A 25,139-nucleotide genomic window follows, 5' to 3' on the forward strand; every position below is an offset into this window, starting at 1 on the left:
GTGGTGGCGGCGGCGCCGGTGGGGGCGCGGGCAGTGGCGGCTCTTCGGCCAGTTCGGGGGCTTCCAACGGCGGATCATCTTCAAGCGCGACCGGTCAGACCGGAGCTGGCAACCAATCCCCTACAAGTGGCGGAACCGGCCAGACCACGACCGGAGGCGGCGTCAACCAGTCGTCTGCAGGCAACAGCGCGTCAAGCACGACGAAAAGCACGGACTCCAACGCGCCAGGAGGCTTGCCTGCAAACGCACAAGCTCGGCGTAACGCAGGTGCGGGCACCGCTCCGAATGGGCTGCCAATCGGCTCGCCCGGTTCCGGGATCGGGTCGCCCGAACACCCCGTCGGTTCAAGCCGTTGAGCGCGCCCATCAGGTTTCGCAGAGCAACGCACTCTTAAGGCAATGCACGCTGCATCCGCCTGCCGATGGCAGCATGGGCGGTGGCCGCCTATCCAGACCGCTTTTCCAGTTCTGCGACGATCAAAGCCCGCTCCTCTAACTGAGCCTTTTGGCTCTCAATTAAGGCATCGAGGATGGAAAACGCGAGAGCGAGATCGCGTTTTTCGCGCTTCAGCCGGGCGATGACCATCTCTTGCTGGCTGATGTGTTGCTCGCCTTCTCTAAGACGGCGTTCGGCTACGATCAAAAGCTCATGAAGGCGCGAAAGCGGCCGCTCTTGGCTCCGCTCAGGCTCAAAGCGGGCGAGACGCCGTGGGCCAAACCAAACCTCGACAGGATCCACCGCAGCCGCGGCAGAGCCCAGCTGGAGAGCCTCTTCGGCGTTAATACAGTCTATCTCTTGCGCGTTCAGTATTCCGCCGCAGTCGTCGAGCGTGAAGATATAGCAGCGCATCGAAGCTTCGCAGCTGTGGTTCAGTCAGGAATACCGACGCAGGGCCTAGACGTTCCCTTGTCCGGTATGTACCGGCTCAAAAAACCTTCAAGTGCCGCTTCTCCGTTCCCGAATTAACTTCGTGCGCGGAGATCAAGCTTAATTTCAAGCTTCAATTGCGGCGACACATCGGAGGGCTACGCTTTAGTCCGGTGGGAATATCGATGTTTAGACGGGTCTGTGTAGCGATCTCGCCACAGCTTTTGGGTTAAACGCGATGCTAAATTCTCCGGCTCGGCACAGGAGGGCTTAATGTCCATCGATCGCTCACAGACAATAGAGTGGAACGGTGAAGTTCTAACTGGGTGGATTATCGTGGACGGTCTTTCGAGAAAGGTCTCTGCGGACCGCAAAACGATTCACAACCATGCCCCGGGTTTTAGCGACGCTCTCAGTTGGGAAATCGACCGATTTTGCGGTGAGATCTTCGAGAAGATGATGCCGTATTTCCGGGCAACCGCCATTGGACGCTAAGGTAAGCCCGCCAGCGTGTACCGGCGGGTTTTGTATTTTTTATCGAGGACCTGAACCTTCACACTCCCTGCCTACACCCACGAGTATCCGGGGTTTTTTGCTAATCCTAATCTCGGGGCTGGACTGAAACAAACGTCGCCGGGCCGAAGGTATTGTGTGCCCGGCGGCGCATTTGTTGGGACCAGGCTCAGAGCCGATGCAGCCGCTGACCTAGTTCAGCAAGCCCCATGCTCAGCCAGAAGCAACGGCGGGCGAGCCGTAGCTGTGCCCGCATGGCAGAAGCTGGATCAGGCGCATTCCAATTTCTCGTTAATCAGATCCAGGCGTGCGCTGATTTCAAGCACTACCTAGTGCATCCCATCGATGGCGGTGTCCGCATCGGGCCCGGCGAGGACAATAGCAAGCAAGCCGGTGAGGTTCTTCGGTTCTTCGCTTCCCTGAGGAGATCTAGCGGTGCCTGGGTCATGCCGTCACCCCTTGCTGGCAGTGCTGCGTGCCGATCTGCTCCAGCGGCCCGTCATGGTCAGCAATCCCGCTCTCGGCATAGTCCTGCTCTAGATCGCGCCGGCCACCGGAGGCCCACCGGGTTTGATCGCCGCCGCCCATGGACGGATCACAGCTGCCGAGTGATGGCTCGTCTTCCAGGTCATTCTCTGTCGGGTCGTAGTCTCCGCCCGGGTTGTCGTCCTCCAGGTCGGCCGAGATATCCTCCTCCAGCTCAGAGGGTCGAACTGGTCGAGGAAGGCGATCAGCCGGTGATCTCCGCTGCAGCCTCTTTTCTATGCCTGGCAAGGTCGCTGAGAGCCCTTGCACGCTCCTGCTGTTGGATACCGAGGGCGGACAAAATCGCGCCGGTAGAGCCCGCTGGCAGTTCGCTGACGTTTTCCATGGTGGTGGGGCCATTGCCGGTGTCAGACTGGCAGCCGGGGGCTAGAAACCTGCCAGTGAGACAGGCGCGGTTAAGGGAGAAACTTTGGGGGCAACTCCCTCTGGACATAACGACGGCCCCCCGGCCAAAGGCCGGACAGCACATGGCACACTCGAATCTGCCGCTAGGATAGCGGTTGAAATTCAGCATGGGACACGGGCAGCACTGGTTTTGGTTTCTAGACCACCCCGAATCATGCATTTGATGCGTGTGATGTTCAAGGACTGCTTTTGAGCGAGGCTTCACATGGGAAGGCCTGCCGTGGTTCGGACTATTACAATCACAATTGATGGTGTTGCGCATCACGGGACATATTTCCTCCAGAACTGCGCCGTGTACGTGCAATCCGTCCTCGGAAGCAAGGCAACCCACGTCGGCGGGTCGCCCCCGGAAGCGGTGGCCAAGTTGCTCCTCTCCGAAATAATTCGTAGCCGTACTGAGGCGATGCACTAAGCGCAGAATTGCGCTTAGGTAGGGCGCGCCTGAGTCGCGGGGGGAAAGTGGCACAGAGCACGGTGAGTCTACTTGAACGCGTTGGCGCTCTTTTTGGCGCGCTCCATGTTCGCCACGAGGGACCGCGTGCGGTGGCTGCGAAAAGTTGTCATCAACGCTGAGCGCATGCGGCTCGGGATCAAAGAAGAGGAAGTTGCAAGCCGAGGAAACTTTCTGATCTCTGCGTCGGCACTCCTCTGCTTCACTTAAACGGATCCTGGATCGAAGGCGCCGACTGCCTGATGCGGCGCACGCTCACCGGCGTGCCGTCGGAGACGAACAGCAGCTCGTATCGGCGGCCTTCATTGTCGGTCGCTGCGCAGGTGACATCAGTCACCTTCTTCGCAGCGAAATTGCCAGTCTGGCGGCAGGTACCGGTTGATGGCTGCTCGGCCGGCACCGGCAGTCCGTCGACCTTGGGCCGATCCTTAGAATTGAGCAGCATGAGATCGATCGCCAGCTCGTAGGAATTGTCGTCGGCTCGCTTGCCGTTCGCGCCGGAGAACGATACCACGTGGTTCTCATCGTCGGGATCGTCGACGGCGACCGCGAAATTGACCCGCCCCTTGTCGCCGTGGGCATAGACCAGCGTCTTGCAAGCGAAGCTGCGCCCGGCGACCTTCAGCGTCTTGCACTTCCCCGACATCAACGCCAGGAAGCTGACAAAAGCATTCGGTCCGGCGCTGGATGGGGACGTTAAGGATTGTTCCTGAGCAAAGCATGGCCCGAAGGAAACTAGGATAACAAGTGCTGCGGTAGTCGAATGATTTGGCATTTGGTCACTTGGAAGAGTTAGGCACGAGCCAGACCACATCAGCATGGAAAGCGCAACGGTCGCAAAGTGAGCCCTGGATCGCGCGCCAGCCGCCGTTTGCTGCACTGCGCAGCAGTCAAAACGCGCGTCGACAACTAGGCAGCCCTAACGATCCTGGTCAAGCTAGAGCATAGGTGCATGCGGGCTCGCGCGAAGGTGTCGATCAGGACCGGGGCGTCGAATCTCACCGGATGCCCTGAAGCGCCTCCGCACCGCGCAGAGATCCCGGGCCTCGCTCCCTGAGCCAATCTTACCGCGCTGCTCGATGGCATGGCGGTTGGTGGTGATGTAAACGATCATAGCGCATGCGGAAGCGCGGCGATCAATCTCGCGGCGCAGTTCCTTGGCGCGCGCTCTCGCCGGCTCGCCCATCAAGCGAAGGCCAGACTTAGCATCGGCTCGGCCCTGATCGCGGATGCTCTCGTACATGTGCGTGATGTAGTGGTCTGAAAGTTTTTCGAACGGCATCCGCGTCACCATCCTTGCAAAGAAGGGTGGGCCGCCAGACCTAGGGCGTATCGCTGGCGGCCCGTGCCGGACAGTTGAAATTGTGGTCTTGAGGATTCGATTTTGGGATAAGACCAGCCCTGTCCGGCCTTGCCATGAATGCGCAAGCGCGCAGCGGTCTCAAGTCAATGTTCGGATTAACCTCACTTCTCAAGGTTAAGTGCGCTGACTTGGTGCACGGCTTCCCTGCAATGCCGCCCTGAGGCTTACGAGGGCTGCTTTCAAAAGATAATTGGAAGAAACGGAAATCGCGGAAAGACACCTTAACGGGAGGAGCCCACCAGGTCCGTACTTTGCCCGCATTGTTCGCCCGACGGGCGCGGGCGTTGTGGCGATCAATCGCGGCCTGTTCATGGGCTCAGGCGGGTGAGGTCTTGGGAGCCGTCGCAGATGACCGACGTCGGCCTGAACGGGCGTATGGTTATCACGCGTCTGAAGGCTTTGCGCCGATACTGGAGCGCGCTGGGTGCAAAAACGCCGCCCGCTTGAATGAGTCGCGGGCGGCGACTTCCAGCCCCGAGGGGGATGATGCAAAACCCCGGTATCGATTAGTCTGTATAGACTACATGACGTTTCAAATAAAATTGGGCACGATAGCAATCGTAAGCCATGCCGGTCTGGGCGCTGAAATCGTGCACGGCTTTCAAAGGCTCAGTCCCCGCCAGCCCCGGGATTGAGTGTTTCTGCAAAGACCGCCCGCTTGAATCTTAATTCTCATCGCGGGCGGCATTTTCATTCTGGCTGCTAGAAAGGCAAAGACCCCAGATCCGGGTTGAGATCGGATCTGGGGTCCAAGCGTACCAAAGGAAGCGTTTCGGGTGTGCGACGACCGAACACCCGCACGCTACGCTCCGTGCCCTAATTTAAAGTTACCATTGTCCAAATTCAGTCCGGCGCGGCTTGGTCGGACATGCCGCCAGTTCGTCTAGGAAGTTTGCGGCCGGCAATGATGGGACCGCTGCCAAGCGACTCCATCGGCTCAGCCAGCCGCCGATACCCAAACTGCCGTGGGTCGGAGGCTCGGTGAAATACTCATCGCCGTTGAATCGCGACTAGGCGGCGGCCAACGCTCTAGGCTCAGCACCCTTGCGAGCGCTCTTTCCGGGCCTCCCAAGCGCAGCTGAGAGGCGTTCGAATAGCGTGGTGCGATTGCCGCGCGCAGTTGGACGGCTTTTCGGTTCGGCTGTGCCTGCCGCATGAGGGCCAAGAGATCGACACCGTCAAAACTTCCATCCATTGGAGGCCGAAATCTGCCCAGGCAGGCTGCGCTGCGATCAGGTCGGACACAGCCCAGATGATGGGCGCTTTGAGAGTGCGTTCATTGCCCGGGGATTGCTCGACCAGCCCTAAGTAAACGATTTCTCTATTTGGCCCCCAAATTGTGCCGCGACTTTCCGCGACAGCTTTATCGATCTGTAAGAAGAGCTGGCTTAAAACCCGTCGCCATGGAAAAGCGAACCGCTCGCCGTCGACGTGTATTCAAGTCGGCACTCATCGAGTTTCCCGGAGGCTCCTTCAGTTGCGTCGTCCGAAACTTCTCCGATCTGGGCGCCAACCTGGACGTGCCCAGCGCATCTGGCATTCCGCACGAGTTCACACTGATCATCCCGAGCGCGCAGTCCCAGCTTTCCTGCCGAGCGGTGTGGCGGTCGGAAGGACGCATCGGCGTTGCGTTCTCCTGATCATCGCCCTGGTGCCGGCACTTGGACCGCGTGGGTTAGAAGGCACAGCTAGGGGCGCCATGATCCCGGCTTGCCGGCCGGAACCGCAGATGTCGTCGGGGGCCGGTTGACTTATCGCAAGCGCTAAATCACGGTCCTGCTCGCCGGCACGTGGCGGGGCTAAGTGATGACCGACCAGAAGAACTACAATGAGCGCTATTTCCTGCGTTTGCTCCAACATGGCCCGTTTGAGCGGCGGCCGCGTGGCGGCTGGCGCTTCGGTGTCAGGGTAATCAGCGACGGGGTCGTTGAGCGGCTCCTCGCCGGTGGCCACACCGAGATTGCCGGCTCGCAATTGAGGCTGAAGCCGCTGGCCTCTAGCCGCCGAGCGGATCGAGCCGAGCGACGACCTCACCATCATACTGCTGGCGGACTACCTGACGCGCGAGCGTGACGCGGCTACGCACGATCGACTGGCTGATCCGCATACTTGATGACGACCGGCTGCGCGATGCTGTCGCCGAGGTCTGGTCGACGCGCGGCTGCAATCCACTGCGCCGCCTGCGAAGACACTGGCTGGGTATGCGAAGCCCACCCCGGCCGCTCTTGGGACGGTCCACCCGCCTGCGGCTGCGGCGCAGCCGGCGACCCTTGCCCACGCTGCAATGCTTTCTCGGAAGCCGACCGACCGCGACCGCCACCGGGCTTTCGGTTCAGCTTCGGCCTAGTAGCGGATTTGGCCCGATTCTTCCGAACGAGACAGGTGGCCGGTCCCTAGGTCACTTACGCCGGCAAGGGTGTGGTGAGCGTCTAGCTTCGCTCGCTATTCCGCGCGGCTAATTCCTGGTCCAGCTCCTTCAAGCGGACGAGTAGGTTTTCCACTATCTCCATGCAATCGGAATGCCGCAATGACCGCACGCCCCGCGCGGCCAGCTCTTGCTCCAATATAGTCGCCACGATGCTTTGGATGCTCACAATCGTCCCCCGGAAAACGTTGCTCCGGCCAGATACGGCTCAACAAAGAATTTGGGTTCGCTCAGCGAAAAGCCGCAGCGTGGTTCCAGCCCCACTGCGGCATTCCCGACAACTTGAAATTGGGTCGTGCTTAAATCGCGCCGGTATTCTCACAGTAGAACACCCCGTTCCGAAAATGGACTCCGGATAACTACCGAACTCGGGTTTCTAAGCATTGTTGCTTTCGGGAAAAATGGCAACGCTCGCTCTCCAGCCCCCATGCTCCCGGCTGCCAATCCAATTGCGGATCAGAGCGCCAGAGCCTCGAAAGTGAAGGTCGCAGGAACGGCTGAGAGGCTGCTCCTGCGACCGACGCTACGTTTGAATCTCTGACGCATCAACCGAACGGTTGAGACCCGCCGAATTTCGGCAGTCTCCCGTAATAGACCGGAGATGCGTCCGGCATTCCAGAACCCTACGCTGCCCGCTTTTGGTTATTTGGATGACGCGGGACAATCCACCGATCCTTATTTGCAAGGTGTGCGGGCGGCCCATGGCGTACCTAGCGAGACTTCCAGAGATTGCAGGTCTGCCCGCCGTGTACGCCTATCGCTGCCTACCCTGCCAGAGGGTCGATACCCTTGTGCTGGGCCCACTCTAGGAGGCCGCTCCCTCGGTTTGCCCGCCAACACTTGGACTTGGTCAATATCCATTCCTTGGCTCCCTCTCAGTCTCAAAATCCCGTGAGAGTCGGATCCTAAACCTTTCTTGGCGGCCGCAAACCAACGTCCGCCTCTCACGAGTTGCGGTAAATTTGGGCACTAGCTGAGCCATCCCTATGCTTCCGGTCGGTCCAACCGCAGCAATAAACTCCGGATTTAATTCAAATGGAACCAATTTAGTCGACGCTGTATTATCCTTGGATTACAGCGGAGTTTAACTCCATGCATGATGAAGAACTGGCCCTTAAAGCCGTCAGCGATGCGCAAATCATTTTGGAAGAGTATTTAAAGCCGCAGCCGCGCAACAACGAGCGCGCCATTCTCGACCAACTGGTGGAAATTCTAGAGCGCCCCGGCCTCATTGTGGCGGTTAATCGGATGCATCACCGCTAGAATTGCGCGCGAGCTTCAGCCGTTCGTCAGCGAGCGCCAGCCATGCTTCCTCGTCTGCAGCCCATCGCACGCAGGCTGATGCGCTGGAGATTGAGGCGGTGTTAGTAGCTCTCTGCTCGCGCAACCACATGAAACACGCGCGCTTGCAACGCGGGCCTATGTTGTCCGGCGCTCCGTAAAGTCAACGCAACCGCAACGGCTACGTTGAAGCCGATCCATATTGCGAAGATCAAAATGATGGTCGACATGGGCAAGTCTCATCAGCGTTTTGCCGTAACTCGGGATGGTGGCAAATCTTAGGTTTGAGATGAGGGATTGCATATCCGGGCGATTACCTGTTGCCGGATGAAATAGTGAATAGCGTAATGTGCTGCTTGGGCGTTGGTCATAAAGCATTGTATCTGCGTCCTTATTAGGGCAATCCCGCCCTCCGCAACCCCTCGATCAACAGCTTCGCGTTTGTTTGCCAGCCCCGCGCGATAAACTTAGATATGGTGAAATCGGACTCGAGCTCAAGCAGACGTGCCGCCGCCTCGCCTGCCTCCGCGTCACGTCCGAGATGGGCGAAAGCGGATGCGAGACAGCGGTAAGCTGGCGCATAAGAGGGGCTCTGACGCACGGCTTTCCTCCCCGCGACGACGGCCTCATTGAAGCGACTAAGCTCGATCAATGCTGTCCCCATTCCAACGAAAGCGCGATGTAGCAGCGGATCTATCGGGCTCATCCGAATGCCACGTTCAAAGCTCCGGGGCGCTTCCTCAGGTAGCCCCGCGATCTTGTAAATCCATCCTCTGCAACCCCATGCGAGACTGGAATTTGGGTTCAGCGCGACCGCTCGGTCAGCCATTTCGATCTCACTTTCACAATCGCCGACCATCCAGGCCGAGATTGCGCTAGCCCATACCAACGTGTCCGGATCACCATCATCGACACTCAAAGCGAAACGCAGTAGCCGTATTGCTTCGTTGCGCTCGTTTTGCGGATTGTCAGCATAGCCCAAAGTGACATTTCGCATGTGGCAGAAACCCGCCAGAGCCGCGACCAAACCGAAACGAGGGTCCAGCTCTAACGCGCGATGAGCCAGCCGGAGCGTCTCGGCTACCCCTTGGCGGGTCGTTAGGTAAGACTGGTGCATAGCTCGGAGATAAAATTCATACGCGGTAAGGTTTTCCGATCGCCGGCGCGTTGCCATTGCGATTTCTGCCTGAAGCAATTTCGGTTGAATTGCCGAGATAACCGCGGCCGTTACTTCGTCCTGCAGGGAAAAAACGTCGGTCAAATCACGCTCAAACCTGTCCGCCCAAATGTGCATTCCCGTCACGGCATCAATCAACTGTCCCGTGATGCGAACTTTCCCCGATGCCTTGCGCACAGATCCCTCAAGAGCATAGCGCACGCCAAGCCTACGTCCGACCTCCTTGACATCGACGGCTTTGCCTTTGAACGCAAAGCTCGAATTGCGAGCGATTACGAATAACGATTTGAAACGCGAGAGCGCGGTGATGATCTCCTCAACCATTCCGTCAGCGAAGTATTCCTGCTCGGGGTCGCCGCTCATATTTTCGAACGGCAGTACGACGATGGAGGCCTTGTCTGGGAGCGGAGGCGCCGCACTTAGCCTCTCCGTGACCCCGCTATGAGGTCCCGCGAGCACGGCGTAAGCGCGGATCGGTTTTGAAATGTTTTTGAGTCGCTGCTCACCGCGGTCTTCGAAGCGAATTTCCAGCTTGCCTTCAACTTCGCTGTACACCTTTTCGGAAATCAGGACGCCACCCGGGTCGGCAATCCCTTCGAGCCGGACAGCAATGTTGATTCCGTCGCCGTAGAGCTCGCCGTCCTGACCAACGATAACATCGCCAAGGTTAAGCCCGACGCGTAACCTTAGGTGACTGCTGCCCGACGCGATATGATCCTGTATCTCGACCGCGCAAATTGTGGCGGCTAAGGGACTCGCGAATTCGACGAGCGCGCCATCTCCAGTTGTCTTGATAAGTCGTCCCTCGTGGCGAGAGAGGCTGGGGCAGATCAGTTCTCGTTTGAGCCGCTCGAACTCCTCGTATGTCGCTTCCTCAGCGCGTTGCATCAACGCTGAGTAACCGACAACGTCGGCGGCCAAAATCGCCGCTAGTCGCCTTTGTACCCGCTGCTCTGTCACAGCGCCCTCCGAACGACCTGGCTAACTACGCCGCTTCAACAACGAAGAGCCTAGGATTTTATTGCGGCCTATGAGCGGAGCTCGCAGGAAAGCCCAAATGCAGCGTATCGTCAACGCGGGCAGGTCCGAATTGGGGTCAGAAGCTGCCGTCGAGGCAGCTTCAGCTACGCGACCGGTATTGGAGCGCAGCAATTCGGACCGTGGTGGGAATGCGAGATGATGGTTCACCCGCCCCAACCGCTGCCGAGACCAGTACACTGCCTGTCGAATGGTCTGACCGACAGAGTGACGGACGCTGGCTCCGCCTGGTTCCCGATTTAACCCGCAGCGCCGGCATCAAGCTTAACCAGCGAGTTCTGTTGTGGCGAGAACGCTGACGGCTAGGGTGAGCGCGCCGGACATTTCCGCAAGACCGGCCCCACCGTGGCAAGGCCGTCAGGCCAATCTACTCGGCTTTGTTCTTCAGCGTCGCTGGAGTGCGCGATGTCTACCGTTAAATCTATGCCCTCGAAATCTGGGTCGGCCTGGACCGAGCTGTGGCACGTCCACTTTGTCATCATGCCGAGGCGAACGATTACTGGCAGATTGGCCTACGGCAGGGTTTGGCGCCGTTGGGATGGCCGGCACTGGATTTACAAATGTATCACGCAGTGGAAGGCCTGATCGCAGTGTGCCTCTCAATCAAATTCCAGGCCGGAATCGCAAGATGTGCGCGCCTCATTTAGAAGATCCGCCGCTCTTCCCATAGATCGTGCTGATCATCGGCTTTGACGCGTTGGGCGTCGGCACTGTATTCTTGCTGAGTAAGGTTCTGCTGGTAGTACTCGGGTATCAGTGAACCTGTCGTCAAGCGGTCTTATAGCGTAAGGTCAGCGCGGTACCTTTTGAACTTTTTCCGTGTCCAGAACTTCACCGCCGCCAAGCCTAACGGTATCGTCCGCAAGACCCTCAGCCAGCAGGAGATCGCAACAATCCAGACCACGCGCATCGAAGCTGACAGTGGCCAGATCCGCCTGACGACCATGCTCGCACATTCCTCCGGGGAGTGGATATCGTCGGACTGGCCGGTCTGTGCCGGCAAGGAAACCGATGCGCCTCACCGAATGGGCGCCGCGCTCACATACGCCCGGCGCTACGCCCTTTTCACGCTCGTCGGCATTGCCGGCGAAGACGATTTGGACGCGCCAGATACGGTTGTGCCTGCTCCGCCCGCTCCTCTTTCACAAGCCGCTCAAGGACCAAAGGGTAAACCCACGAAAAGTGTTCTGAACCGTGCGCCGGCATTGGATTCGCAGCAATCAGCCGAGTTGCGGAAGCGCTTGCTAGGCGAACTTCAACGCCTAGCGGTGAGTGAGGACTTGCTTGCTTGGGCCAAGATCAACTTACCGATCAGAAACACTCTTCAGGCGGCGGACGCAGCGGCCGTCGAGGCCGCTTATCAGTCGCAACTTGAGGAAATGGCCACCCCCGAAGCAAGCGTTGGCAATCAGGATTCGTCGGCAGCAGATCAACTTCCTCCTCTGCCACCCATCGCAAAAGTTGACGTAGACGGGGGAGTAGCTGAAGTGGATGCGCGGCACCCCGCTTCCACCCCCTCCTTCCCGAAAGAGCCTCCGCGCAAGCGGAGCAAGGCTCACCTTTTGTTTGTGCGGGAGCAGCCCTGCCTGGTCTGCAAGCAGTCGCATCGGATCCCCATCATATCAAGTTTGCCCAACCGCGAGCGCTCGGGCGAAAGGTAAGTGACGAGTTTACCGTACCGCTTTGCCGATCACATCATCGCGAGCTGCACCGTCATGGTAACGAGAGAACTTGGTGGACTGCCGTTCAGATATCACCGCTTCCTGTCGCAAGGCATTTATGGGAATCTAGCCCCGTCCACGAATTGCGCGAGTAAGTACTTGCAAGGGGGACAAGGTTCGTGGGCAGCAACCTCATTAAAGTGAGGCCGGAGCATCCTGGCATCGTTCGAGCCCTCGACATGGGCACGGCTGCCATGAACCGCGGCGATACCGGTTCGGTCTGGCTTTCAACCGGCCCAGATCTTCTGACCCGCGCATCTGCGCTGAAGCGGGCAAGTGAAAGCCGCGGTGAAGTACTCCGGTGCACTCAAGTGCTCGATCTCGGCCATCTCCAGCGTGTGATCGGGATCCACTGCCCTATCCGATACAAGTCGACTGACCGGCACTGGAGCCGCACCGCTTTCCGGCGACCGTGGGCGAATTAAGTCAAATACCTAGCGTCGCTAAGGTCGCAACAAATTTAAGTTCTTACTTACTGCTCGCGACGTCCCGCCTGCATTTGGGCCCACTCTCGAAGCGACAACGACGGACACCTCCTGCCTTTTCAGTCTGATCCGTCCCCGGGTCGAATTTTTACTGCGAACGACGCGCGTTATCGCCCATCGGATCCCTCCGAAAACGTCAACCGGCGTTCGAGAGGCCATTCAAAGTATCGGCAGAGCTTGTCAGTACGCTCGCCGTTGCGCCGGACAAGAAGTGGACGATAGAGTCGGACAATAGTATAGTGCACGTCGCCAAAGTTGCGATCCATCGCTCAACGGAGGCGTTCCTCAATAACATCGGAGATCAAGATATGCAGAAGGAATTTGCCCCCGGAACCGTCGTCAAATTGATATCCGGCGGGCCTTCGATGACTGTTCATGCAACTAGCGGCGAGTATGTCCGATGCACATGGTTCGATGTGCACAATCAAGTCCATAGCGAACCTTTTCATTTTGAAACTATAGTTGCCGACGATCGGCGAACCACCCCAGCATCCGAGTTCGTCCGCCGTGCGTAATTGAACTTACGAGGGGCCGGATCGAACGATTTTGTCTAGGTCCTTCATCCTTCTCCTAGAAAGCAAGAAACTGTGGCAACCTGGTCGCACCGTAAAACGTTAGCGGGCGCGGGCGCCCAGCTCGCTCCCGATGCAAAGGTTGAAAGCCTGACTAGGGGCAAGCGCCCGAACGAAAATCAATAAAATTATGTTCGAATGTGGGGCCGAGAGTATCCAGTCCATGGGAATTGAACGATCGGTGAAGGAAGTGGCTCGCGCATGGAAAGTATCGCCATACTACGACGACGCTGAAAAGTGGACGCATCTTTTTTGGGATAGGACTCGGGATTTTAGACGCCTCTTTGACAAGATGACCGATCTGAGCAACGTGATCGAATTGGCATGTGGGCGCGGCCGTCATGCAGAGAAGATCCTTCAAGAGTGTAAGCACCTCATCTTGATGGATATTCATCAAGAAAATATCGACATTTGCCGCAAGCGGTTAGAGGACTTCCATCACGTAGAATGTATTGCGAACAACGGATACAATTTCGCTCCGATCGTAAGTAGCAGCATCTCTGCAATATACTGCTATGATTCAATGGTTCATTTCAGTCCTGACGTTGTTCGCTCGTATATCTTGGATACCTCACGAGTTCTCCAAAGAGGCGGAACGGCGTTGTACCACCATTCGAATTTGAACGCTCCTGGTTCAAACTGGTCAGAGAATCCACACGCAAGAAATCACATGACGGAGAAGCTTTTCAGATCATTCTGCTACGAAGCAGGCCTCCAGATCGTTGAGTCAGTACCTATGAGCTGGGTACAAACTGAAAGGATTGATTGTTTGTCGTTGCTTAGAAAGCCCAAGACTCCGCACCTAAATCGACTCGGACATAAGAGAACGATCTAACAATCCGACGACCTCAACGCTATAAATCATGAGAGACCGTACTGGCCTAATAGGCTCACGCCTTATTGTGTTATTTTTTGCAGAAACGTATCCGGAACGCGATGAGTGGACCAGATGGCGAGCTCCTCCAGGTCACCGTTGAACCAAAAATCGTTACCCTGACATCCTGAGCCCAGCGTGATGCGGTCGGGTATCGCCGGCAGGCTTATAAGATGAGCGGTTCCCAACATTCCATTGAACGCTAGGGTCTGATTGCCGCGCGAGATCGCGGCGGCTAATTTGCCAGAGGCATCCAAACCCCATATGGGAGAGCCGGCTGGGATGATGATGTTTCCACGCCCGTGGAGGCCAGTGTCTGTGGCAATGTCTAAAAAGGCAACGCCTGTCAAAGCATCTCTTCCCAATGAGACTGCACTAGACTCATCGACGCCAAACTCCACCAAACATTGCGGAATCGGATCGATCGCTGCACTACGGGGTGTGCCACGCGCATAGACAGAATAGGAAGATCCGAACGTCGGAAAACTAGTCATATTCAGCCGAGTGGCATCGCCAAACCGTACGCCTATATCACCTTCAGTCCTGATGGGCGGAGAAGCTCGTCCTGTATTGCTCTGTTCGAGCTGGGGCCAGCCGACCGTGATAGTGAAGTCGTACTGTTCCATAGCTTCGATGCCGACGTTGACATATCCGAGTTCTCCGGTCGTTGAAGGTTGATTGTTTTGGCGGATTGCCTGGTAGCGCGTCAGTCTCGCCGTCGGATGAATGCGTTCCTGCGTGCCCGCAAGAAATGCGCGACCATTTCGCTCATCGACCTCTAAGCGAACAAGCGGCATCGCTCCACTGTGAACAGTGAGGGCTACCCATGCCGAAAACAGCCAGTGCTGACCGTTAGACGCAGATGCCTGGTTCGGAGCCAAGAGATTTAGTCCACCCCTTTTAGTAGATACACCAGTGTATCGAAATGCTATAGTTTCGATGCCTGTGGGATCTTCGCCCGTGAAAACGACTCGGCGGGTTAGACCACCAAACGATTCAGTTGAGTCTGTAGAGAGCGGACCCACACCCGGTTCCCCGGCAACGGCGCCCTGCATGGAGCTGTTGCTGTGTAGGTTGCTTCTATGCTCCCAAAGGCTTGCACCACGATCGGTGACGGCAAGCTCATTCGCCGAAAAACGCCACCAATTTCCCGTGCCATCAACTTGATATGCAGCCGAATCCCGCAAAACATTCAAGAATGATGTCGCGGGAGCGAAACGGTTGTCGGAGCGCTTCCAGCCCATGTTGATCTGAAAATTGATATAGATATCAGGTGGAGTAGCGCGCATCGAGTCCGGCAGAAAGGAAGGCAGCGTCTCGTCTTCCGCCGCAAGGTGGGTCGAAATATCATCGACCGGCTCCAATGCCTCGGACCATACCGGCTCAAGAACTCGGCTGAGAGGAAGTGAGTTAGGCTCGCGGCCTAGGCCGGCGGCGGCATCTGTCCTCTCAGCATAAGTGTGAGACGCGACGGCCGGTAAGATCATTCGGCGATGCTTTGAATTAAGTGCTCGAGTTTCCGCAAGGCCTGCTTCGACGGCCACAATCTCTTCTAGATACTGCTCACGCAATATAGAGAAGAACGGATTGTTCTGATCTGAGAGGGCCAGCAACTTTAGGCGATGTGATTTCAGGAAGAGCAAGGCGCGCTCATCCCCCAGTCTTACGTAAGACAAAACAATGCGCTCAATCGCCTTCATTGGTGTATAGGTCTGCAAAGATAATAAAATGACACACTAACGCCAATCTAACATTTCATATACAACTTTCAATAGACTTGAGCTGTTTCACTACGTAACCGCCTAAATCGCTACCCAGAAAATCATAGGGGCGCGCCTACACTCAGCAGCCGTCCTCAAGGAAGCGTCCGGCGGGAGACCGTATCGAATTTATGCGATGATCAGCTCGAGCTTGTCAGCAGGATGCTTTCAGTCCGCTCAAGATTTGCATAAATGCTCGCACTCGACATAGACCACCATGAGGCGTCTCCTATTTGAGACTTAGCGGCCACGCCACTAAATCTCTTCCCCCAGTGCCATTGCATTTCATTCGAGCTAAGAAAAGATATGGCGATTTTCCCAGTGTCGCAAAATTCCGATCGGCTGACATCGGGTCCAAAACTGATGCGTAGTTGTACTTGTACCCGTCGCCACACGACTTGGACCAATAAGGACTTACGTCGAGCAACTTGCGAGCATTTGACCAATGAACTAGGTCGCGGGAATAATACCAACTCACAGCCTCGTTCACGATAGAAAATGCTACATAAGTACCGGTGTTTTCTATACGAGCGATAGAGCCGACTGCACCTGTAAGCGCAGATAATGGCTCACAGTAGGGAGGTGGCGATTTACCAACATAAGGATTTGCCGATGAAGGGATAAAATTACTCCCATCAAACACTTCCCATGTACCTCCGCTCAATTTATTAAGTCGAAATAGGCACAGACCGGCTTGACGACCGGCGAAACCAGATTGTGAAATGAGAACATAATACATCTCATTGTAGCTCACGAAATTCGTCGGATTGAAATATCCTCTCGGTTGGCCCTGATACTCGTCGCTCTTGAACGGAGGAGCGGCAATCGGGAGCGCGCCTGACGCGTCGCTCCTCTTGAAATTCGCTCCTCCGTCAAAAGATACGAGCGGAACGATCGCGTTATACCAACAGGCACTATAGGTCGAGAACCGGCATCGACCTGGAAATTTGTCAGCTTGATATTCGTTGTGTCCAAGCGCGTATATCGATCTGCCATCTTCAGTGATTGTTGCTGCAATCCACGTCCTATCATCGAACTCCGACGGGTCCGCACTGTGGTGCCCAGCGTACACGGTTGAACACTCGCGCTTCAGCTCAAGCAAGCCGCGCCCAACGAAACGTCTGTTAACGTAGTGGCTAGAAAAGGCTACAACTTGCCCATCATCTTTTCGAAACGCTCGCAGCGGATCATCGGGAATATCTAATTCATCGCATCTGTCACGGTCGAAGCTAAATATGATCTGCTGCTCTCCCGCTATAAAAAAGGTAGGCGGCTCGGCGCATACCGGCACACGCCAAAGCACCGCGGCAACAAACAGAAATGCACTCAGATTCAGACGAGTCACTGGACACCTACGCTAGATGTGAAGAGATGAAGTTGCCGGGCGATAAATCCTAGCGCGATCATGTTCAGCCGCGACCTTTTGGATCAGCGCAAGAGCGAGCTACACACCGTCTTCCACACACATCTTGCACGAATTAGCGCTCGCAGCAGCGGTCATCGCACGCCGAAAAGAATCCACAGAGACAGTAAACTCAGAACTCTGGTCAGAAGTTGACGGCCAGCGCCGAACAATTCCATCGTCCGGCAAAACCGAAACAAGGCAGTGCTCGCTCGAAAATGAGATGCTTCGTTGGACCGAATTAAACGGGTTGAATTGAAGCACTGCACACCCCGCTGGAGAAAAGATCGCGTTGTGCAATCCTGAGCACAACTCTCCCGCGACAAGCGTTGCTCTGGAGAACAAGCGAATTTGCTCTGCGATCGGCAAGCCTTCTGGTTCAACAACAGTCAGGCCCGCGGCTGACGCCTCTCGCTCAAGCTCCTCGTGGTTGCTGAGGACTCGAAAATCAGCCCCGGCAGACCTTCGGTTCCGCCGAGACACATAGAGCTTGGCATCTGGCACTCCGGCTCCATCGGGAGCCTCCCGAAGACTCGCTTGAATACACAGCTGAACAAAGAGCCGCATGAGCGTAGAGGAAGAGTAGAACGTCGTCGCCATATCGGAAACAAAGCACCGTTTTACTCTAACCCCATTCTTCGAACATCTAAACTGATTTCGAGAGTCTATTCTGAGAAGCTTTATCCAAGCTTCGACATAACTCGGAGTGTTTGCGGGAAGAAGAAGGAGTAGATCTGGCTTTATCGAGGAAAGCAACTTGTAAACAATCAACTTAGGAAGCATTTCCAGCAGCAGGTGCCCATAGGTGGTGAAATTCTCATGCAAGAAAACGAACCCCTCATCTATCGATGCTGAGACAGATAGCGAGGGGTTTAGGAGAAATCTTTCGGCTGCATGCCGAACGTGGAGAGGTTCAATATTCCCGCCCTGCAAGGGCCTTCCGTTCTTCGACACGACCCCATTTTGGAAATAATCAACGTCGTGAATTTGATATGCGTCGACCGAGCTAAGCTCTTTAGGAAGCCAAAAATACCCCGAATTGATGTTGTCTCTGTTTGGAAGAATGAGTTCGTTGTCCAGGTAGCTGACGCGCTCGTTTGGCCACAAAGAGGCTCGACCTTCACGATCCGACGAGACGAGTTCTAAGATTCCACCACGTGTGGGCTCACATTCTTGCCTTATATCCATCGCAACTCACTGGATCGTCGCTGGGACACCTAGCCAAAGACTCTCGAAATTGGCAGCGATGCCCTCAAAGGAATGTGCAACTTCATCGCTAGCGTAGATGATCGTGCCGTCCCTGTCGATCTTGATCGCACCGGAGGCTGGACCAGCCCTCCTTGGCCAACCATCGTCGGCGATGGTCTGAAGACTTTTTATCTCACGGACGTATAGTTCGATGTCCTGGCCGGAACTCCGCCCGCCTGCGGCAGCCAGAAAATTTTCGATCTCTCTTGCGTTCTTGATTACCCCGCGAGAGATCAGTTTTTGGATATTCTGGTTGATCCGCTGTTGCGGGATCAATCTAGTCAAGTGAGCAACGAACAAACCATACCTTGCTCGCAGGTCTGGGGCGTTTCCTTTCAGCTGGCAATTGTGGTTGATGAATCCCGAGACATCAACATTAGATGAAATCAGCGGCTTTCCCCAAGTTAGCCCCTCTGCGACCCGGCCCTCATAATCACTAAGAAAGAAGATATCGTCGCAGCCGGGATAATTGTGCAGCCAAAGACCTGGAAACACTTCGGCGTCCTGGCGGCCGCGAACGTGCTCCATGAATTCTCCGCCGCATAGGAGCTTTCCGTTTGCGGACCAATACAAAAATTCATCAGTGTCGATAAAGACGTAGAATTCGCACGACATCCTTATCGCTGCGTAGAATTCGCTGAACAAATTTACGCGGTGCAAAGAGTCTTGGTACCCCTCGTACTTGAACACCGAGATAGCATCTTTGTTGCGATCATAGACATCAAGAACTGCAGGATCGTCTGTACCATTGTCCATCACGATGATGTTCTTCTTGCCAACAATACCGACGTGATGATTGATCCATCGCTGAAGCAAAAAGGTCTCGTTTTTTGTCTTCAAGATGACTTTGAGCACCCCTTCGGTCGACCGAATCTGCTCACATACTTGAATCGGCTGCTCGTTCCATGAGAGCAGCTTGGTTTCCTGTGACACATTCGCTCCATACAATTTATTGATCGTATATATTCTGAGGTGCGATACTCTTTGCTGGACGCCTTGGTAAACATCTCACGCTGTTATGATCTTCCGGCGGCTACGCCTGGGCGTGGTGCACCAATAGTTATAATGATTGCAATGCTGTTCGCGCGACGGGATTCTTCTTTTCATTCGGAAATAACGTCCGCAGCTCGCCGACAATGAATTTAGACGGCACCTCCCGCGTGAGATGTAGTGAACTCTCCCGCAAGAAGACGAATTCTATCGCCTCAGACCGACGCAGATTCTTGTCTTATACCCATCTCAACTCACTGGACTGTTGCTAGAACACCCAGCCAAAGACTCTCGAAATTTGCAGCGATGCGCTCAAAGGAATGTGCAACTTCATCGCTAGCGTAGATGATCGTGCTGTCCCTGTCGATCTTGATCGTTCCGGAGGCTGGACCACTCCTCTTCGGCCAACCATTTTCACCGATAGCTTGAAGATCTTTTATCTCACGGACGTACAGTTCAATGTTCTGGTCCCCACTCGCGCCCTCGGCCGCAGCTAGAAAATTTTCGATATCGCCGCCATTCTTGATTACCCCGCGAGAGATCAGTTTTTGGATGTTCTGGTTGATCCGCTGTTGCGGGATCAATCTATTGAAGTGAGCAATGAACAAGCCGTACTTCGCGCGCAGGTCTGGGGCGTTTCCCTTCAACTGGCAATTGTGGTTGATGAATCCCGAGACATCAACATTAGATGAAATCAGCGGCTTTCCCCAAGTTAGCCCCTCTGCGACCCGGCCCTCATAATCACTAAGAAAGAAGATATCGTCGCAGCCGGGATAATTGTGCAGCCAAAGACCTGGAAACACTTCGGCGTCCTGGCGGCCGCGAACGTGCTCCATGAATTCTCCGCCGCATAGGAGCTTTCCGTTTGCGGACCAATACAAAAATTCATCAGTGTCGATAAAGACGTAGAATGTGCACGACGCCCTTATCGCTGCATAGAAATCGTTAAATAAACCCACGCGGTGTAGCGAGTTGTGGTGCCCCTCGTAATTGAACACCGAGATAGCATCTTTGTTGCGATCATACACGTCAAGAACTGCAGGATCATCTGAACCATTGTCCATCACGATGATGTTCTTCTTGCCAACAATACTGACGTGATGATCGATCCATCGCTGAAGCAAGAAGGTCTCGTTCCTTGTCTTCAAGATGACTTTGAGCGGCCCTTTGGTTGACCGAATCCGCTCGCATACTTGAATCGGCTGCTCGTCCCATGAGAGCAGCTTGGTTTCCTGTGACACATTCGCTCGCTTACACTGCCTAAATTGCACACTACAGGCGCGAAGCCCGTTGCTGGGCTCCCCCGAGACATTCACGGGCACTATCGCACACACGGTCCGGACGGATTGCGACGTGTTCAATGAACGCGCCGGACGGTTCATTGAACTTCAGCTCGGCAGGATCAACCGACGGGAAGCACCTTCTTCCACTGGAATGCACTTTCAGCCTCATACGCATTCGGGCTGCGGCCTTCCCCTGCGCCAACTAGATTGAAATGTTGTTCAGCCGACGAAATTGCTCCCTTCTTGATTCCGGAAACAACATCCGGATATTCCTTCAAATACCAGTCCTCATCTACAATCGCCATGCCCCCGGACCGACCTTCGAAATAGCCGTAACCGATAAAGTGCAAGAGCCCACTCTCGACATCTCCCCTGTCGACTGCCTCCCTTACATCCGGGTTTGCAGCCAAATAACTATCCTCATTGAAATCAGCCTGCGCAAGCGCGATCTGGAGCAGGAGCTTCAGGAGGGGAAGCGGGACCTTGATTTCCTGGGCGGCTTCGGCCTGATCGCGGGTAGAGTTAAGACTCTTGAGCAGTGGTTCATAAGGCGGGACAAACATTCGGAGATCTCGCTAGTCGGGAGTCGCGGATTTTTGGCTGAGAAAGGTCGCGGGTTTGCGTGACCGACGTGGCTTGGAGACAGGCGGCGCTAGGCCACGCTTTTTCTGAGCGGATTCAGGCTTCTTAGACGATTCGGCCCTGGTCGCCGCGTTGATCTTCCCTGCTTTTCTGGTAGGCCCGCTTGAAGTCGCGCCTGGTTTGGCAGCTTTCGGCCTAGCCGCCACACCGAGTTTGACTTCGGCGGCGCGCATCCCAGATTCAACTGTGCCGGCCGCAGCAGACGCCTCCTGAGGCGCCTCTGCCGGACGGAGGAGCTGCCGGGTGACCTCGTCGACATAGGCGGCCTGGGCGAGCGCCTGCCTTTTTGGCAGTTTGATCGCGCCGCGGATCGCCGCGTGCATTGCAGCAATTTCGGCGACGTGCTTCTCGGCCTTGAGTGAGTGCGTGACGCTTTCCGCATGCCGACGGTGGACGTTGAGCGGGTCGGCCACATAGGCGATTTTGGCGCCGGCGGGGACCAGCGCCTGCAGGTAAAGACGCCAGTCGCCGGCCATGCGGAAGTCCTTGAGCTCCGAGCCGCAGGCCTCGAGAGCCGTGAGCAGCGCCTCGCGGCGCCAGACCACCGAGCTGACGTTCAGGATCGCGTTCTTGACCGCAAGGTAGCGCGCGATAAAATCCGACCCGCTGAACACCTCGCTGCGCGACAGCGCCTCCGGCTCGATGCTCGCATAATAGGGCTTGTAGCTCGCATAGACCTCCCGCCCTTCCGCATCGATCGAGCGCGAGTCGGAGAAAGCGAGCGCAATGTCGGGATCGGCCTTCATGATAGCGACCAGGCGCGCGAGGAATTGTGGATCGGACTGATCGTCGGCCTCCGCGATCCAGAGGAATTCGCCGCTGGCCATCTCGGCCGCCTTGGTCCATTGCGCAAAGACCGATCCGGAGTTCTCCTCATTGATGATGAGGGCGAGATCGCGCTGCCGGCTTTCTGCAACCTCCATGATGACGTCGACGCTGCTGTCGGTCGAGGCGTCGTCCAGTACGAGGATTTCGTCGACGGGATGGGTCTGATCAAAGATCGTATCGAGCCGCTCGCCGAGGCAATGGGCGTAGTTGTAGTTTGGCACCACCACCGAAACGGCTGGTAGAGTGGGCGCAGCAAGCTCGAGCAGGCCCTTGACGTAATTGGGGAACGAGAAATCCTGCTCGATCAGATCCATCATGCGATCCCGCTCGGCGGGCGCGACCGGCGATCGGATGAGTTCGCCGATCGCTCGTGCCATGACCGCGGTATCGCAATACTCGACCACCCGGCCAAGCTTGTTCTCCAGCAGGAATTCAGGGATTCCGCCGGAGTTTGCGAAAGCAACCACGGGAACGCCGATGCCGAGCGCTTCCAGAGCAACCGTTGGGAATGGATCTTCGCGCGAGGTGAGCGCGAGCACGGAGGCGGCCGAATAGAAGGTCTCCATGTCGCTACGGAAGCCGATCAGATGAAACGTCTTCGTAGCCTCCGCCGCCGCGACTTCGCCCGCGAGCCATTCCATCATGCCGGGATCGTGGTCGCCGACCCACACGAAATGGACGCTCGAATTGCTCAGATGCGCAAGCCGCCAGGCCTGCAGAAACAGATCGAACCCTTTGCGTAAGTCAGCATAGCCGACGCCGAGCACGACCGGCGCGCCCGCCGGGATACCCAGTTCGTAGCGCAGCTGCCGCGCCTTGTCCGGTGCAGCCTCGATCTGCTTGTAGCTGCCTTGCGGAAAAATCACGAAGCGGTCGGATTTGTCCTCCTCAAGCTTAAGACCCGCCACGAGACTGTCCTGGACAAAACGCGAAGCAAACACGACCTTGTGCGAGGCGGTGATGCTGCGCCGCGCCAGATCCTCGAGGTTCTTTTCCCGTAGAATCCGCGGCAGTTCGTGAATGAGACTGATCGTTCTGATGCCGCGGCCGGTGAGGAATGGTACGACGCTGCCGCTCGCTGACGTATTCACGATAGCAGCCGTTACCCCCTGGTCGCAGAGCTCAGCGAGCTTGCCCGGAAGCTCGTTGACGCCGCGGACGATGGTAATCGGCGCCACCTGCGCATATTCAGACTCGAGCTTGCCGCCTTCCATGAGCAGGAAGCGGACGTCGACGTTGAACGCGCTTCGCAGCGTCTTGCCGATGTGAAGCAGAAGGTGCTGCGCGCCGCTCGGAAACGCGTCATGCCCCACCAGCAGCAGTTTGGGCATGGTGGCATCGCGCTGGATTCCGGCAACCGCCCGCGCTGTCGCATTCAGATAGGCTGATCCGTAATAAAGGTCAGGCTCGAGATAGGCGCCCTCGCACCATTCATTCCAGGCATTGACGCAAATGATGCGCTCCCCGAAGAACGTTTCGGTCTGAGCGCGCTCGATCAAAGCTGACAGCCAGGCCTCGTATTTCGCCGGCGTGGAGCCCTGGATCACCAGACCAGATCCCTGACGCCGCGCGTCATTGTCCCAGCTAGGCACCACCGTCTTGATCAGCGGGAAATCCGCACGCGGCTCTTTCAGCGAATAGTCGACCACATCCTCATAGCGGTAGACCTGACCGTTAAAGGTGTCATCGAACAGCTCGACCTCGTTGTTGATACGTGGCGTGAACTTGGTGATCTTGTGCGGCGGAAATTCGATCGCGCCGTCCAGTCCATAAACGCGGGGATCGAAATCGTCGAAGCTCTGGCTCATGACAATGATTGGATCTTCGCCAAACTTCTCGGCGAAGATCTCGCGCCAGCGTTCAATGACCTCCTTGGCATTCGGGATGATGCCAGGCCGGTACACCATCAGAAGCGGTCGGCCATCGATCCGAATATAGCGCGGGTCGGAGAAATGCCGCGCATAGTCGGCGAGCAGCAGCTCGTCATCCTCGGCAAGATAATCCTGCGAGATCAGAACCTCGCCTTCCATCCCATCCCAGCGCCGGGTCCAATTTTCGTTCGCCCACATCAGGCAGAACGGCATGTCGACGTCACGGGTCTGAAGGAATTGCTCCAGCGGTCGCTCCAGCAGCCGCTTGCCGTTGAACCAGTAATAGTAGAACACGAAACCATCGATGCCGCTGCGACGCGCAAGCTCGACCTGCTTGCGCATCGTGTTGATGTCTTCGAGGCTATAAAAGCCGAGATCGCGCGGCACGCGCGGCTGATAGTGATCTTTGAAGCGCGGGACGCCGCGGGCAATATTGGTCCATTCCGTAAAGCCCTTGCCCCACCATTTGTCGTTCTCGGGGAAGGAGTGGAATTGGGTGAGATAATACGCCAGAACTTTGGCGCGTCGCTTGGCTCGCGGCGGCAGCGGTTGCAGCTCCTCGAACAGCGGTCCCGTCCGCGTGAATCTCCGAATTTCTGCAGGGATGGTCGCCTCGTTCAGCGGCGGCTTCGAGTAGACGCCCTTCTCCTCGCGATGCTCCAGGAAATGCACCAGCGGGTTCTGGTCGAATTTTCCCCCGAGATAACGTTGCGCGTAGAAGCGGACATCGAACTCATCCGAGGGATTACGCCCCTCCTTGAATCCGTACGACATGAAATGCTCGAACGGATCGACGCCGGCTTCGCGAATATCAGGGTAGGCCGACAGATAATATTGCGCGTCGAATTCCGGGATCGGACTGAACGGCCCCTTGCGATTTGCCAGATAATGACCCAGCGGGCTTTCGCTTGGCGTCAGTCCGTAAGACGTCCGATACCAGGCCGGGTCGAAATGTGGATTGGGCCTCGTTCCGGCGGGTTCACCAATGCGTGCATAGTGCAGCAACGGATTGACGCCGGAGCTGGTCACGTCGGGGTTGGTCGCGATGTACCAAGCCGTTTCAAACAGGACGTTGGGACGCCGTCCCTCCAAAAAGCCGTGCAGGAAGAAATGCTCGAAAGGATCAACGCCGGATTTTGCAACGTCACCATAGGTGCTGACGTAGTAATCAGTGTCGAACAGGCCGTGTCGAACCAAATAGTCCTTTGCGATTTTCAGCTGCTCCGGCGTGACACCTGCTCCATGAGCAGCCGTGGCCTGTCCCGATTTTTTGGGAGCTTTCGACTTGCTTCCGCCAGACTTCCGGTTGGCGGAGGTTCGGACAAGACCGCTGACAAAATCCGACATCTGAAGCGCCCCAAATCAAGAAGCAGGCCACGTCCTCCAAGCAAACCTGG

At 56.4% G+C, this 25,139-nt stretch carries 19 protein-coding genes; 8 read left to right on the top strand and 11 right to left on the bottom strand.

Annotated features, from left to right (window positions below; all coding sequences use genetic code 11):
* Window positions 1–444 precede the first annotated feature (444 nt).
* Complete coding sequence (locus AC0L21_RS18435) at window positions 445–849, bottom strand: hypothetical protein (protein WP_473263237.1); 405 nt, start codon at window positions 847–849, stop codon at window positions 445–447.
* Between the two features lie 291 nt (window positions 850–1,140).
* On the opposite strand from AC0L21_RS18435, the gene AC0L21_RS18440 reads away from it, so the two are divergent.
* On the top strand, window positions 1,141–1,362 hold the full coding sequence (locus tag AC0L21_RS18440) for a hypothetical protein (RefSeq protein WP_473263238.1): 222 nt from the start codon (window positions 1,141–1,143) through the stop codon (window positions 1,360–1,362).
* A 1,622-nt stretch (window positions 1,363–2,984) separates the two neighbouring features.
* Here AC0L21_RS18440 and AC0L21_RS18445 read toward each other — a convergent pair.
* The gene (locus tag AC0L21_RS18445) at window positions 2,985–3,557 is read right to left on the bottom strand and encodes a hypothetical protein (protein ID WP_473263391.1); all 573 of its coding nucleotides are present in this window, start codon (window positions 3,555–3,557) and stop codon (window positions 2,985–2,987) included.
* A 162-nt stretch (window positions 3,558–3,719) separates the two neighbouring features.
* Complete coding sequence (locus tag AC0L21_RS18450; protein ID WP_473263239.1) at window positions 3,720–4,064, bottom strand: hypothetical protein; 345 nt, start codon at window positions 4,062–4,064, stop codon at window positions 3,720–3,722.
* Window positions 4,065–5,548: 1,484 nt separating this feature from the next.
* Between AC0L21_RS18450 and AC0L21_RS18455 the strand changes: the two genes are divergently transcribed.
* From AC0L21_RS18455 to AC0L21_RS18465, 3 genes are all read left to right on the top strand, one after another.
* Entirely contained in the window at window positions 5,549–5,785 is a 237-nt protein-coding gene (locus AC0L21_RS18455) for a PilZ domain-containing protein (protein WP_083843198.1), read from the top strand.
* Window positions 5,786–5,951: 166 nt separating this feature from the next.
* Window positions 5,952–6,218: a hypothetical protein gene (locus tag AC0L21_RS18460; RefSeq protein WP_473263240.1), complete on the top strand. Its 267-nt coding sequence runs from the start codon at window positions 5,952–5,954 to the stop codon at window positions 6,216–6,218.
* A gap of 1,444 nt (window positions 6,219–7,662) precedes the next feature.
* Window positions 7,663–7,833, top strand: a complete 171-nt coding sequence (locus tag AC0L21_RS18465) for a hypothetical protein (RefSeq protein ID WP_473263241.1) — start codon at window positions 7,663–7,665, stop codon at window positions 7,831–7,833.
* Between the two features lie 412 nt (window positions 7,834–8,245).
* On the opposite strand, the gene AC0L21_RS18470 is transcribed toward AC0L21_RS18465, so the two are convergent.
* A complete protein-coding gene (locus AC0L21_RS18470; RefSeq protein ID WP_473263242.1) occupies window positions 8,246–9,988 on the bottom strand; it encodes an adenylate/guanylate cyclase domain-containing protein in 1,743 nt (580 codons plus the stop codon).
* An 884-nt stretch (window positions 9,989–10,872) separates the two neighbouring features.
* Between AC0L21_RS18470 and AC0L21_RS18475 the strand changes: the two genes are divergently transcribed.
* The 4 genes from AC0L21_RS18475 (at window position 10,873) to AC0L21_RS18490 (ending at window position 13,679) form a co-directional block, all read left to right on the top strand.
* Window positions 10,873–11,727 carry an ERF family protein gene (locus AC0L21_RS18475; protein ID WP_473263243.1) on the top strand — a complete coding sequence of 285 codons (855 nt, stop codon included), beginning with the start codon at window positions 10,873–10,875 and terminating at the stop codon, window positions 11,725–11,727.
* Complete coding sequence (locus AC0L21_RS18480; protein WP_473263392.1) at window positions 11,688–11,882, top strand: hypothetical protein; 195 nt, start codon at window positions 11,688–11,690, stop codon at window positions 11,880–11,882. Before AC0L21_RS18475 ends, AC0L21_RS18480 begins: the two co-directional genes overlap by 40 nt.
* A gap of 698 nt (window positions 11,883–12,580) precedes the next feature.
* Window positions 12,581–12,787, top strand: coding sequence for a YodC family protein (locus AC0L21_RS18485; RefSeq protein ID WP_473263393.1), 207 nt, complete (start codon window positions 12,581–12,583; stop codon window positions 12,785–12,787).
* A 349-nt stretch (window positions 12,788–13,136) separates the two neighbouring features.
* Window positions 13,137–13,679 (top strand): class I SAM-dependent methyltransferase, encoded by a 543-nt coding sequence (locus AC0L21_RS18490; protein ID WP_473263394.1) that lies wholly within the window; start codon window positions 13,137–13,139, stop codon window positions 13,677–13,679.
* 62 nt (window positions 13,680–13,741) lie between these two features.
* Here the strand turns inward: AC0L21_RS18490 and AC0L21_RS18495 are convergent, their stop codons facing one another.
* From AC0L21_RS18495 to AC0L21_RS18525, 7 genes are all read right to left on the bottom strand, one after another.
* Window positions 13,742–15,418: a hypothetical protein gene (locus tag AC0L21_RS18495; RefSeq protein WP_473263244.1), complete on the bottom strand. Its 1,677-nt coding sequence runs from the start codon at window positions 15,416–15,418 to the stop codon at window positions 13,742–13,744.
* Between the two features lie 289 nt (window positions 15,419–15,707).
* Window positions 15,708–16,823, bottom strand: coding sequence for a hypothetical protein (locus AC0L21_RS18500; protein WP_473263245.1), 1,116 nt, complete (start codon window positions 16,821–16,823; stop codon window positions 15,708–15,710).
* A 99-nt stretch (window positions 16,824–16,922) separates the two neighbouring features.
* Window positions 16,923–18,068 (bottom strand): glycosyltransferase family 61 protein, encoded by a 1,146-nt coding sequence (locus AC0L21_RS18505; protein WP_473263246.1) that lies wholly within the window; start codon window positions 18,066–18,068, stop codon window positions 16,923–16,925.
* A 6-nt stretch (window positions 18,069–18,074) separates the two neighbouring features.
* Window positions 18,075–19,061, bottom strand: coding sequence for a glycosyltransferase family 2 protein (locus AC0L21_RS18510; protein WP_473263247.1), 987 nt, complete (start codon window positions 19,059–19,061; stop codon window positions 18,075–18,077).
* A gap of 311 nt (window positions 19,062–19,372) precedes the next feature.
* The gene (locus tag AC0L21_RS18515) at window positions 19,373–20,359 is read right to left on the bottom strand and encodes a glycosyltransferase family 2 protein (RefSeq protein WP_473263248.1); all 987 of its coding nucleotides are present in this window, start codon (window positions 20,357–20,359) and stop codon (window positions 19,373–19,375) included.
* Between the two features lie 161 nt (window positions 20,360–20,520).
* The gene (locus tag AC0L21_RS18520) at window positions 20,521–20,964 is read right to left on the bottom strand and encodes a hypothetical protein (RefSeq protein ID WP_473263249.1); all 444 of its coding nucleotides are present in this window, start codon (window positions 20,962–20,964) and stop codon (window positions 20,521–20,523) included.
* A gap of 12 nt (window positions 20,965–20,976) precedes the next feature.
* Window positions 20,977–25,089, bottom strand: coding sequence for a glycoside hydrolase family 99-like domain-containing protein (locus tag AC0L21_RS18525; RefSeq protein ID WP_473263250.1), 4,113 nt, complete (start codon window positions 25,087–25,089; stop codon window positions 20,977–20,979).
* Window positions 25,090–25,139: the final 50 nt, after the last annotated feature.

The sequence above is a fragment of the Bradyrhizobium sp. WSM4873 genome (assembly GCF_055811355.1).

Excerpts from the sequence above, each read along its gene's own strand:
- AC0L21_RS18435 (WP_473263237.1), bottom strand. The coding sequence starts at position 849 with ATGCGCTGCTATATCTTCACGCTCGACGACTGCGGCGGAATACTGAAC.
- AC0L21_RS18440 (WP_473263238.1), top strand. The coding sequence starts at position 1,141 with ATGTCCATCGATCGCTCACAGACAATAGAGTGGAACGGTGAAGTTCTA.
- AC0L21_RS18445 (WP_473263391.1), bottom strand. The coding sequence starts at position 3,557 with ATGCCAAATCATTCGACTACCGCAGCACTTGTTATCCTAGTTTCCTTC.
- AC0L21_RS18450 (WP_473263239.1), bottom strand. The coding sequence starts at position 4,064 with ATGCCGTTCGAAAAACTTTCAGACCACTACATCACGCACATGTACGAG.
- AC0L21_RS18455 (WP_083843198.1), top strand. The coding sequence starts at position 5,549 with ATGGAAAAGCGAACCGCTCGCCGTCGACGTGTATTCAAGTCGGCACTC.
- AC0L21_RS18460 (WP_473263240.1), top strand. The coding sequence starts at position 5,952 with ATGACCGACCAGAAGAACTACAATGAGCGCTATTTCCTGCGTTTGCTC.
- AC0L21_RS18465 (WP_473263241.1), top strand. The coding sequence starts at position 7,663 with ATGCATGATGAAGAACTGGCCCTTAAAGCCGTCAGCGATGCGCAAATC.
- AC0L21_RS18485 (WP_473263393.1), top strand. The coding sequence starts at position 12,581 with ATGCAGAAGGAATTTGCCCCCGGAACCGTCGTCAAATTGATATCCGGC.
- AC0L21_RS18490 (WP_473263394.1), top strand. The coding sequence starts at position 13,137 with ATGACCGATCTGAGCAACGTGATCGAATTGGCATGTGGGCGCGGCCGT.
- AC0L21_RS18495 (WP_473263244.1), bottom strand. The coding sequence starts at position 15,418 with ATGAAGGCGATTGAGCGCATTGTTTTGTCTTACGTAAGACTGGGGGAT.
- AC0L21_RS18505 (WP_473263246.1), bottom strand. The coding sequence starts at position 18,068 with ATGGATATAAGGCAAGAATGTGAGCCCACACGTGGTGGAATCTTAGAA.
- AC0L21_RS18520 (WP_473263249.1), bottom strand. The coding sequence starts at position 20,964 with ATGTTTGTCCCGCCTTATGAACCACTGCTCAAGAGTCTTAACTCTACC.
- AC0L21_RS18525 (WP_473263250.1), bottom strand. The coding sequence starts at position 25,089 with ATGTCGGATTTTGTCAGCGGTCTTGTCCGAACCTCCGCCAACCGGAAG.